At 74.1% G+C, this 12,400-nt stretch carries 3 protein-coding genes (1 of these 3 only partly in view); all 3 read left to right on the top strand.

The window, feature by feature from the left end; translation table 11 throughout:
• Positions 1 to 115 precede the first annotated feature (115 nt).
• Positions 116 to 1,147 (top strand): GDP-mannose 4,6-dehydratase, encoded by a 1,032-nt coding sequence (locus tag SNA_RS21340; RefSeq protein WP_030068750.1) that lies wholly within the window; start codon positions 116 to 118, stop codon positions 1,145 to 1,147.
• Between the two features lie 217 nt (positions 1,148 to 1,364).
• Positions 1,365 to 2,132 carry a thioesterase II family protein gene (locus SNA_RS21335; protein ID WP_030068749.1) on the top strand — a complete coding sequence of 256 codons (768 nt, stop codon included), beginning with the start codon at positions 1,365 to 1,367 and terminating at the stop codon, positions 2,130 to 2,132.
• 190 nt (positions 2,133 to 2,322) lie between these two features.
• Positions 2,323 to 12,400: the beginning of a type I polyketide synthase gene (locus tag SNA_RS21330; RefSeq protein ID WP_044366220.1), read on the top strand. Its footprint extends 18,446 nt past the window's final position; 10,078 of the gene's 28,524 nt are visible here — the first part of the coding sequence; the start codon lies at positions 2,323 to 2,325; its stop codon lies beyond the right edge, outside the window.

Below are 12,400 nucleotides of genomic sequence, written 5' to 3'. Positions count from 1 at the left end.
CGCCATTCGACGCCATTCGACGCCAAGAGACCAAGCAGCCAAAAGGCCAAGAGGTCAAGCAGCCGACTCGGCTCTGCGTTTGGGCGGTCTGTTCTATGCGGAGAAGAGGAATGAGATGTCCAAGCGTGCGCTGATCACCGGAATCACCGGGCAGGACGGCTCCTATCTGGCCGAGCACCTGCTCGCCCAGGGGTACCAGGTATGGGGTCTGATACGAGGTCAGGCGAACCCCAGGAAGTCGAGGGTCAGCCGGCTGGTGTCCGAACTGTCCTTCGTCGACGGCGACTTGATGGACCAGTCCAGCCTGTGCTCCGCCGTCGACAAGGTGCAGCCCGACGAGATCTACAACCTCGGTGCGATCTCCTTCGTACCGATGTCCTGGCAGCAGCCCGAACTCGTCACCGAGATCAACGGCATGGGCGTCCTGCGCATGCTGGAGGCGATCCGCATGGTCAGCGGGCTGAACGGCTCCCGGAGTGACGGCGGCGGCCAGATCCGGTTCTACCAGGCGTCCTCGTCGGAGATGTTCGGCAAGGTCGCCGAGACCCCGCAGCGCGAGACCACGATCTTCCGCCCGCGCAGCCCCTACGGCGTGGCGAAGACCTACGGGCACTTCATCACCCGCAACTACCGTGAGTCGTTCGGTATGTACGCGGTCTCCGGGATGCTGTTCAACCACGAATCCCCGCGCCGTGGTGCGGAGTTCGTGACCCGGAAGATCTCCCTCGCGGTGGCCCGTATCAAGCTCGGCTACCAGGACAAGCTGTCCCTGGGAAACCTCGACGCCGTACGCGACTGGGGCTTCGCCGGCGACTACGTCCGTGCCATGCATCTGATGCTGCAACAGGACGAGCCGGGCGACTATGTGATCGGGACCGGCGAGATGCACTCGGTCCGCGACGCCGTCCGCATCGCCTTCGAGCATGTGGGCCTGAACTGGGAGGACTACGTCAGCATCGACCCCTCGCTGGTGCGCCCGGCCGAGGTGGAGATCCTGTGCGCGGACGCCGAGCGCGCCCGCACCCAGCTGGGCTGGGAGCCCAGCGTCGACTTCCCCGAACTGATGCGCATGATGGTCGACTCCGACCTGCGCCAGGCATCCCGCGAGCGGGAGTACGGGGACCTGCTGCTGGCGGCCAGCTGGTAGTCGGGCCGGACACCACGGATACCCCGGCGCGCCATGTGTGCCCCGGGCGTATCCCGTACGGCTCCGGCACGGCGGGCCCGCCGTCCTGCGCGGCGCGGATACTAGGTGTTTTCCGGCATTCCTCCTTGTCGAATGGGCGTGTGAATACCGGGGCCGGTGATCGGCGCCCGCATCCCGCCGGACCGGTCCGGCGCCATCGCGAGGAGGAGCCAGCACCATGACGACGACCACGGCGGAAGGGCTCTGGGCCCGGAGCTACCACCCGGCGCCGCACCATCGACGCCAGCTCGTCTGCTTTCCGCACGCGGGCGGTTCGGCCTCTTTCTTCTTCCCCGTATCGGCACAGCTGTCATCCGTGGCGGAGGTGCTGTCGGTGCAGTACCCCGGCCGCCAGGACCGGCGCACCGAGTCCAGCCCCAGCGGCATCGAGGCCATGGCCGACCAGGTGTACGCGGCCCTGCAAGGCCGGCTCCGGTCGCGGCCGACGGCGTTCTTCGGGCACAGCATGGGCGCGATGGTCGCCTTCGAGGTGGCCCGGCGGCTGGAGGCCGACGGAGGCGAGCTGACGCACCTCTTCGCTTCCGGCCGGCGCGCACCCTCGCGCTACCGCGCGGAGAGCGTGCACCGGCGTGACGACGACGGGATCGTCGCCGAACTGAAGCTGCTCTCCGGTACGGACGCCGCGCTGCTGGGCGACGAGGAGCTGCTGCGCATGATCCTCCCGGCGATCCGCAGCGACTACACCGCGGTGGAGACCTACCGCTGCGATCCCGGAGCGGCGATCAAGGCGCCGATCACCGCGTTGACCGGTGACGACGACCCCAAGACCACGCTGGAGGAGGCCGAGGGGTGGCGCGCGCACACCACGGGGGCGTTCGACCTCCGGGTCTACCCCGGCGGTCACTTCTTCCTCAGCTCCCAGGCCCAGGCCGTACTGGCACTGCTGCGGGAACACCTCACCGCCGCCGAGGAGTTCGCCGTGTGAGGAATCTAGGGAATTCCATGACAAACACCGTCGAAACTGGGCGAGTGGCGTGCGGAAAGTCGAGCTGCCTCGTGCAGGGCACGCGGATCACCCAGTAGCTGTGGAACGGCCGTCCTCAGTGCCGGATGCCCACATCGAAATCCTCTGCTGTCCGCCGGTCTTGAGATGGGTTGTGTTGAACGTGGCGAACATGGACCAGGAACAGAAGCTCCGCGACTACCTAAAGCGGGCAAGTGCCGATCTGCGGCGCTCCCGGCAGCGGGTGGGCGAGCTGGAGGCGGCGGCCCGCGAGCCGATCGCGATCGTGGGCATGAGCTGCCGCTTCCCGGGCGGCGTGCGCAGTCCCGAGGAGCTCTGGTCCCTGCTCGCCGCCGACGGGGACGGCATCACCAAGTCCCCCGCCGACCGCGGCTGGGAGCTCCTGGCCGAGGACGCGGGGGAATTCTCCGGCGGATTCCTGCACGACGCGGCCGAGTTCGACGCCTCCTTCTTCGGGATCTCGCCCCGTGAGGCGCTCGCCATGGACCCGCAGCAGCGACTGCTGCTGGAGTCCTCCTGGGAAGCCTTCGAGCGGGCCGGCATCGACCCGGCGGCGGTCCGGGGCACCAGGACGGGCATGTTCGTCGGGGCGATGCCCCAGGAATACCGGGTGGGCCCGGACGACGACGTCCAGGGCTTCGCCCTGACGGGCACCACCACCAGCGTCATCTCGGGCCGACTCGCCTACTTCTTCGGCGCCGTGGGCCCGGCGGTCACCGTCGACACCGCCTGCTCGTCCTCGCTCGTGGCCCTGCACCTGGCCGCCCACTCCCTGCGCCAGGGCGAGTGCTCCCTGGCGCTTGCCGCCGGCGTCACCGTGATGTCCAGCCCCACCACCTTCGTGGAGTTCAACCGCCAGGGCGGGCTCTCCGCCGACGGGCGCTGCCGCTCCTTCGCCGACTCCGCCGACGGCACCGGCTGGTCCGAGGGCGTCGGCGTCCTGGTCCTGGAACGCCTCTCGGAGGCCCGTCGCAACGGGCACGAGATCCTGGCCGTGATCCGCGGCTCCGCCGTCAACCAGGACGGCGCCTCCAACGGGCTGACCGCACCCAACGGCCCCTCGCAGCGACGGGTGATCGAGCAGGCGCTGGTCAGCGCGCGGCTCTCGGCCGATGAGGTCGACGTCGTCGAGGCACACGGCACCGGCACCACCCTGGGCGACCCGGTCGAGGCCCAGGCGCTGCTGGCGACCTACGGCCAGGGCCGCGACGACGACCGCCCGCTGCTGCTGGGGTCCGTCAAATCGAACCTCGGCCACACCCAGGCGGCGGCCGGTATGGCCGGCGTCATCAAGATGGTGCTGGCGATGCGGCACGGCGTGCTCCCGCGCACGCTCCATGTGGACGCGCCGTCCTCGCACGTCGACTGGACGCAGGGGGCCGTACGCCTGCTCACCGAGCACGTTCCGTGGCCGCAGGGCGAACAGCCGCGCCGGGCCGGTGTTTCGTCGTTCGGGCTCAGCGGCACCAATGCGCACACCATTCTGGAGGAGGCCCCGGCCGCCCCGTCGCCCGAGGCGGGCCAGGAAGACACCGCGCCGGTCGCGGAACCTCTGGCGGCGGGCGCCGTCCCGTGGCTCGTCTCCGGCCGCACCCGCGAGGCGCTTCGTGCCCAGGCGGCGCGACTGCTCGAACACCTCACCTCCCGCCCCGGCCTCGCGCCCCTGGACGTGGCCTACTCCCTGGCCACGGCCCGCTCCGGCCTGGAGCACCGCGCCGCGTTCACCGCGGCCGGCCCGGACGGCGCCCGCGCCGCCCTCACCGCGCTCGCCGACGGCACACCGGCCCCGGGTCTGGTGCAGGACACCGCCCGTACCCGGTCCAAGCTCGCCTTCCTCTTCGCGGGCCAGGGCTCCCAGCGGCCGGGCATGGGGCGTGAACTGGCCGCCCGCTTCCCCGTCTTCGCCACCGCCCTCGACGAGGTCCTCGGCCACTTCGACGAGGGTCTTGAACGGCCCCTGAAGGACGTCCTGTTCGCCGCCGAGGGCACGCCCGAGGCCGCCCTGCTGGACCAGACCGGCTATGCCCAGCCCGCGCTGTTCGCGATCGAGGTCGCGCTGTACCGGCTCGCCGAGTCCTTCGGCATCACGCCGGACTTCCTCGCCGGGCACTCCATCGGCGAAATCGCCGCGGCGCACGTCGCCGGCGTCTTCACCCTGGCCGACGCCGCGGCCTTGGTGCTCGCCCGCGGCCGCCTCATGCAGGCGCTGCCCGAAGGCGGCGCCATGGTCTCCCTCGAAGCCACCGAGGAAGAGGTCCTGCCCCTCCTGGAGGACCGGCCCGACCGCCTCTCGATCGCCGCGGTCAACGGGCCCGCCGCCGTCGTAATCGCCGGTGAGGCCGACGACGTCACCGCCGTCGCCGAGCACTTCGACGCGCTGGGCCGCAGGACCAAGCGGCTGCGTGTCTCGCACGCGTTCCACTCCCCGCTCATGGAACCCATGCTGGCGGAGTTCCGCACGGCCGTCTCCCGGCTCACCCCGCAGGCACCCGTGATCCCGGTCGTCTCCGGCCTGACGGGCACCCTCGCCACGGTGGAGCAGCTGACCTCCCCCGACTACTGGGTGGACCACGCCCGCCACGCCGTACGGTTCGCCGACGCCCTCGCCTGGCTCGACGGCCACGGCGCCGCCACCTTCCTCGAACTGGGCCCCGACGGCGTCCTGTCCGCCATGGCCCAGTCCTGCCTGGCCGCGGACACGGACACCGCCGCCGACGGCGTCTCCGCCACGCTCGCCGTGCTGCGCCCCGGCCGCCCCGAGGCCGAGACGCTCACCGCCGCGCTGGCGGGTCTGCACACCCGCGGCGTGGCCGTCCAGTGGGAGCCCTACTTCCAGGGCACCGGCGCCCGCCGCGCCGACCTGCCCACGTACGCCTTCCAGCGCCGCCGCTACTGGCCCAAGAGCCTGCCCGCGACGGGCGGTGACGTGCGTGCCGCCGGTCTGGGCGCGGCACACCACCCGTTGCTGACGGCGGCCGTGTCGGTCGCCAACTCCGACGGGCTCCTGCTGACCGGACGGCTGTCGCGGCGTACCCACCCCTGGCTCGCCGACCACGCCGTGCGCGGCACGGTGCTGCTGCCGGGCACCGCCTTCCTGGAGCTGGCCGTACGCGCCGGGGACGAGGCCGGCTGCGGCCGCGTGGAGGAACTCACCCTCGCCGCCCCGCTGGTGCTGCCCGAGGAGGGCGGCGTCCAGGTGCAGGTGTGGGTGGGCAGCCCCGACGCGTCGGGCCGCCGCGCCGTCAGCGTTCACTCCCGCCCCGACGGGCCCGAGGAGCTGCCCTGGACCCAGCACGCCGCGGGCACCCTCGTCGCCGGTGAGCACCACGCCGGATTCGACGCCACCGTCTGGCCGCCCGCCGACGCGACCCCGCTGGACCTCGACGGCTTCTACGCCCGCATGGCCGACACCGGCTTCGGATACGGCCCCCTCTTCCAGGGCCTGCGCGCCGCCTGGCGCAGCGGCGACGACGTCTACGCCGAGGTGGCGCTGCCCGACTCCGACGGCGCCGCGTCCACCGAGTCGTCCGCGGCATTCGGGCTCCACCCGGCCCTGCTGGACGCCGCGCTGCACGCCGCGGCCTTCGTTGACCTGGGCGAGGACGCCCGCGGCGGCCTGCCCTTCTCGTGGCAGGACGTCACCCTGCACGCGAGCGGCGCGAGCACGGTCCGGGTGAAGCTGACCCCGGACGGGGACGATGCGGTGGCCCTCGCCGTCGCCGACACCACCGGCGCCCCCGTCGCCTCCATCGGCTCGCTGGTCCTGCGCACCCTGCCCGACGAGCAGATCGACGCGGCCCACTCCCTCGTCCGCGACGCCCTGTTCGAGCTGCGGTGGAGCGAGGCGCGCCAGACCGCCCACGAGGCGCCCGCCTCGGCCGCCGTCCTCGGCCCCGACCTCTTCGGCCTGGAGCGGGCCCTTGCACCGACGGACCTCACGGTCACGGCGGTGCCCGGCCCGGACGCCGCCCCCCACGCCCCGGACGTGGTCCTCGCCCCCGTCGCGGGCACGACCGAGGACGACGTCGTCACCTCCGTGCACGCCCGCACCGCCCACGTACTGGAGCGCCTGCGGACCTGGCTGACGGACGAGCGGTACGCCGCCTCCCGGCTGGTCTTCGTCACCCGTGGCGCCCTCGCCACCGACGCCCGGCAGGCATCCGACCCGGTGGCCGCCGCCGTCTGGGGCCTCGTACGGGCCGCGCAGAGCGAACACCCCGGCCGCTTCGGGCTGTTGGACCTCGACCCCGGCACCACCGAGCCCGCCACGGAGCCGCTGCTGCGGGCCCTGGCCCTGTCCTCGGACGAGCCGCAGACCGCCGTCCGCGGCACCGCCGTGCTCACCGCGCGACTCGCCCGCGCCCAGGCGCCGCAGGCCGCCACGGAGTGGGACCCGGAGGGCACCGTGGTGCTCACCGGAGCCACCGGCGGCCTGGGCCGCGTACTGGCCCGGCACCTGGTCGCCGAGCGCGGCGTACGCCATCTGCTGCTCGTCAGCCGCCGCGGCGCCGACGCCGACGGCGCCGGGGAACTCATGGCCGAACTGGCCGCGCACGGCGCGCAGGTGACCCTCGCGGCATGCGACCTGGCCGACCGCGCCGCCGTGCGGCGGCTGCTGTCCGGTGTGCCCGCCGAGCACCCCGTCACCGCCGTCGTGCACAGCGCCGGCAGCCTCGACGACGGCGTGATCGCCTCGCTCACCCCCGAGCGGATCAGTGCCGTCCTGCGGCCCAAGGCCGACGCCGTCTGGCACCTCCACGAGGCCACCCGGGACCTGGACCTGGCCGCCTTCGTCGTCTTCTCGTCCCTCTCCGGCACCGTGGGCGCGGCGGGCCAGGGCAACTACGCCGCCGCCAACGCCTTCCTCGATGCGCTCGCCCAACTGCGCCGTGCCCAGGGGCTGCCGGGCCTCTCCCTGGCCTGGGGCCCGTGGGCGCCCACCGCCGGAATGACCGGCGGCCTGACGGACGACGACCTCGATCGCCTGGCCCGGATGGGCACGCCCGCGCTCACCGAGGAACAGGGCATCGCCCTCTTCGACGCGGCCACCGCCACGGACGCCGCCGTCCTGCTGCCGACCCGCATCGACCTTTCCGTCCTGCGCGTCCAGAGCGAGATTCCGCCGCTGTGGCGCGGCCTGATCCGTACCCCGGCCCGCCGCTCGGTGGTCTCCGCCTCGGAGACCGCCGTCACCCTCGTCCAGCAGCTGTCCCGGCTGGCGGAGACCGACCGCCGCGAGGTCGTGCTCGACCTCGTGGCCGGACAGGTGGCCGCCGTGCTCGGCCACGCCGGCACCGCCGACATCGACCCGCGGCGCCCGCTGCGGGAGCTGGGCTTCGACTCGCTGACCGCCGTGGAACTGCGCAACCGGCTCAGCGCGGCCACCGGCCTGCGCACCGCCGCGACGGTCATCTTCGACCACCCGACCGTCGATGCCCTCGCCGCGCACCTCCTCGACGGACTCATGGGCTCCGAAGCCGCCGCCGCGGCCGACGCGCCCCGCACCGCCGCGGACGACGACCCCATCGTCATCGTCGGCATGAGCTGCCGCTACCCGGGCGGCGTCGCCTCGCCCGAGGACCTGTGGCGGCTGGTCAGCGAGGGCACCGACGCCATCTCGGGCCTGCCCACCGACCGGGGCTGGGACCTGGACGCGCTCTACGACCCGGACCCGGACCGCACCGGCACCTCCTACTCCCGTTTCGGCGGATTCCTGCACACCGCCGCCGACTTCGACCCCGCCTTCTTCGGCATGAGCCCCCGCGAGGCCCTGGCCACCGACTCCCAGCAGCGCCTCCTCCTCGAAGCGTCCTGGGAGGCCGTCGAGCGGGCGGGCATCGACCCGGTGTCCCTGCGCGGCAGCCAGACCGGCGTGTTCGCGGGCGTGATGTACAACGACTACGCCACGGTGCTCTCCGGCGGGCAGTTCGAGGGCCACCAGGGCAGCGGCACCGCCCCGAGCGTCGCCTCCGGGCGCATCTCCTACACCCTCGGCCTCGAAGGCCCCGCCGTCACCGTCGACACCGCCTGCTCGTCCTCGCTGGTCGCCATGCACTGGGCGATGCAGGCCCTGCGCGCGGGGGAGTGCTCGCTCGCGCTGGCCGGCGGAGTCACGGTCATGTCGACGCCGGGTGCCCTCATCGAGTTCTCCCGGCAGCGCGGCCTGTCCCCGGACGGGCGCTGCAAGGCGTTCTCCGACGGCGCCGACGGCGTCGGCTGGTCCGAGGGCGTGGGCGTCCTCGTCCTGGAACGCCTCTCCGACGCCCGCCGCAACGGGCACCGGGTCCTGGCCGTCGTACGGGGCTCCGCCGTCAACCAGGACGGCGCCTCCAACGGCCTGACCGCCCCCAACGGCCCCGCCCAGCAGCGGGTGATCCGGCAGGCCCTGTCCGCCGCCGGCCTGTCCGCCACGGACATCGACGCGGTGGAGGGCCACGGCACCGGCACCACCCTCGGCGACCCCATCGAGGCGCAGGCCCTGCTCGCCGCCTACGGCCAGGACCGCGAGGCGGGGAGTCCGCTGCTGCTGGGCTCGGTGAAGTCCAACATCGGCCACACCCAGGCCGCGGCCGGCGTCGCCGGCGTCATCAAGATGGTCATGGCCATGCGCCACGGCGTGCTGCCCCGCACCCTGCACGCCGACGAGCCGTCCTCACACGTGGAGTGGGACTCCGGGGCGGTGCGCCTGCTCACCGAGGAGACACCCTGGCCGCAGGCCGACCGGCCGCGCCGCGCCGCCGTCTCCTCCTTCGGATTCAGCGGTACCAACGCGCACCTCATCGTCGAGGAGCCGGCGGCCGTCGCCGAGCGGCGCGAGGAGCCGGCGCTCACCCCGGCCGTCGTGCCCTGGACGCTGTCGGGCAAGAGCCGGGCCGCGCTGCGCGACCAGGCCGCCCGCCTGCGGTCCTTCCTGGAGGAGCGCCCCGCCCTGGACCCGGCCGATGTCGCGCTCTCCCTGGCCACCACCCGCTCGGCCTTCGACCAGCGCGCCGTCGTCACCGGCGACCGCGACGAACTGCTGCGCGCCCTCGCCGACCTGGCCGCCGACCGGCCCGGCCCCGCGCTGACCGAGGGCGAGGTCGGCGGCGCGGGCAAACTGGCCGTGGTGTTCTCCGGGCAGGGCAGCCAGCGCCCCGGCGCCGGCCGGGAACTCGCCGCCCGCTTCCCCGTGTTCGCCCAGGCCCTCGACGAGGTGACCGCCGCCCTCGACCCGCACCTGGACCGCCCCCTCAAGGACATCCTGTTCGCCCCGGAGGGCAGCCCCGAGGCGGCGCTGCTGGACCGCACCGAGTGGACCCAGCCCGCGCTGTTCGCCATCGGGGTCGCGCTCCACCGGCTGCTCGGCACCTGGGGCATCCGCCCCGACGTGCTGCTGGGCCACTCCATCGGCGAGATCACCGCCGCGCATGTCGCGGGCGTCCTCTCGCTGCCCGACGCGGCCCGCCTGGTGATCGCGCGCGGACGGCTGATGCAGGCGCTGCCCGCCGGCGGCGCGATGATCTCCCTTGAGGCCACCGAGGACGAGACCGCGCCGCTGCTCGCCGGGCGCGACCACGAGGTCTCCCTGGCCGCCGTCAACGGCCCCCGCAGCGTCGTGGTCGCCGGAGAACTGGCCGCCGCCGAGGAGATCGCCGCCCACTTCGCCGACCGGGGCCGCAAGACCAAGCGCCTGACGGTCAGCCACGCCTTCCACTCGCCGCTCATGGAACCCGCGCTCGACGGGCTGCGCGAGGCCGCCGCCGAACTCACCTACCACGCGCCGGACGTGACCGTCATCTCCGGCCTGACCGGACGGCCCGCCACCGAAGCGGAACTGCGCTCGGCCGACTACTGGGTCGCGCACGCCCGCGGCGCCGTCCGCTTCGCCGACACCCTGCGCGCCGCGCACGACTGCGGCGCCGGCACCTTCCTCGAACTCGGCCCCGACAGCGTGCTGTCGGCCGCCGCCCAGGACGCCCTCGGCGACGACGCGGAGGCGCATATCGTCCCGCTGCTGCGCCACGGGCGCGGCGAGGAGCGCTGCGCGGCCACCGCGCTGGCCCGCCTGCACGTCCGCGGCACGACCGTCGACTGGCCCGGATACCTCGCCGGCACCGGCGCCCGCACCATCGACCTGCCCACCTACGCCTTCCAGCACGAGCGCTACTGGCCCGAACAGGCCCCGGCCCGCCTCGCGCAGGGTGCCGCCGACCCCGCGGACGCCGAGCTGTGGGGCGCCGTCGAACGCGGCGACGCCACGGAACTGGCCGCCCTCCTCGGGCTGCGCGACGAACAGCACGCCTCCCTGTACGCCCTGCTGCCCGCGCTGTCCTCCTGGCGCCAGCACCGGCAGGAGAAGGCGCTGCTGGACTCCACCCGCTACCGCGTGGCCTGGCGCCCCGTGCAGGCAACCGCCGCACCCGTACTGGACGGCACCTGGCTGCTCGTCACCGCCGACGGCATCGACAGCGACGAGATCCTCGACGCGCTGCGCGGCCACGGCGCCCAGTTCGAGACCCTCGTCCTGGACGACGCCTGCCGCGACCGCGCCCATCTCGCCGGCCGGCTCGCCGCCGTACGCGACCAGGACCGGCCCCTGACCGGTGTGCTGTCCCTGCTGCCGCTCGCCGACCGGTCCGGGGCCGAGGCCGGGGCCGAAGCCGGGGCCGAGACCGGCGCCCAGCCGTCCACCGGGCTCGCGCTGAGCCTCGTGCTGATCCAGGCGCTCGCCGACACCGGCCTCGCCGCGCCCCTGTGGACCCTGACCCGGGGCGCCGTCACCACCGGCGCCGACGACCCGCTCACCCACCCCCTCCAGGCCGCGGTCTGGGGACTGGGCCGGGTCGCCGCCCTGGAGCACCCGCAGCTGTGGAGCGGCCTGATCGACCTGCCGGCCGCCCTCGACGCCCCCGCCACCCAGCACCTCGTCAGCGCGCTGGCCGCCGAGGGCGGCGAGGACCAGATCGCCGTCCGCGCCACCGGAGCGTTCGGCCGACGCCTGGTGCGCCACCCGCAGGCCGAACTGCCCCCGGCCGACGCGTTCACCGCACGCGGCACCGTGCTCATCACCGGCGGCACCGGAGCGCTCGGCGCCGAGGCCGCCCGCTGGCTCGCCCGCAGCGGCGCCGAGCACCTCCTGCTCACCAGCCGCCGCGGCCCCGAAGCCCCCGGAGCCGCCGAACTGGCCGCCGAAATCGAGGAGTTGGGTGCCCGCGTCACCCTCGCGGCCTGCGACACCGCCGACCGCGCCGCACTCGCCGCGCTGCTGGACTCCCTACCCGACGAGCACCCGCTGACCGGCGTCGTGCACGCGGCCGGTGTCGGCCAGGCGGCCGCCCTCGCCGACACCCCACTGGCCGACGCCGCACAGGCGATGGCCGCCAAGCTGCTCGGCGCGGCCCACCTCGACAGCCTCCTGGACGGCCACGACCTGGACTTCTTCGTCCTGGTCTCCTCGATCGCCGGAGTGTGGGGCAGCGCCGGACAGAGCGCCTACAGCGCCGCCAACGCCTACCTCGACGCCCTCGCCGAGCACCGCGCCGCCCGCGGCCTGCCCGCCACCTCCGTCGCCTGGGGCCCCTGGGCAGAGGCCGGTATGGCCACCCACGAGGCCGTCACCGACGAACTGCACAAGCGCGGACTGCGCTTCCTCGCGCCCGCGACCGCCCTCGCCGAACTGCGGCGCGCCGTCGTCCACCGGGACGTCACCGTCACCGTCGCCGACATCGACTGGGAGCGCTACCACCCCGTCTTCACCTCCACCCGCCCCAGCGCCCTCTTCGACGAACTGGCCGAGGTCCAGGCCCTGATACGCCCCGAGGACGAAAGCGCCGCGCCCGAATTCGCCGCGCGCCTGCGGGGCCTGGACCAGGACGGGCAGGAGCGGCTGCTGGGCGACCTGGTGCGCGCCGAGGCGGCCATCGCCCTCGGCCACGACTCCGCGGATGCCATCGCGGAGCGGCGGGCCTTCCGCGACGCCGGCTTCGACTCGCTGACCGCCGTGGAACTGCGCAAGCGGCTCGCCGCCCTCACCGGCCTGGCCCTGCCCGCCACCCTCGTCTTCGACTACCCGACCCCCGTGGCCCTCGCCCGCCACCTGCGCGAGCAACTCCTGGGCACCGCCCAGGAGTCGGCCGCCCCCGTGGCCGTACCGTCGGGGGGCTTCGACGAGCCCATCGCCATCGTCGGTATGAGCTGCCGCTTCCCCGGCGGCGTCCGTTCCCCGCGGCAGCTGTGGGACCTGGTCAGCG

The sequence above is a fragment of the Streptomyces natalensis ATCC 27448 genome, assembly GCF_000935125.1.
Taxonomy (GTDB): domain Bacteria; phylum Actinomycetota; class Actinomycetes; order Streptomycetales; family Streptomycetaceae; genus Streptomyces; species Streptomyces natalensis.
The sequence above is the reverse complement of the archived record's forward strand: the minus strand, read 5'-3'. Positions and strand labels throughout refer to the sequence as shown.

What these genes read in the sequence shown, in the direction of transcription:
- SNA_RS21340 (WP_030068750.1), top strand. Translation starts at nt 116, where the DNA reads ATGTCCAAGCGTGCGCTGATCACCGGAATCACCGGGCAGGACGGCTCC.
- SNA_RS21335 (WP_030068749.1), top strand. Translation starts at nt 1,365, where the DNA reads ATGACGACGACCACGGCGGAAGGGCTCTGGGCCCGGAGCTACCACCCG.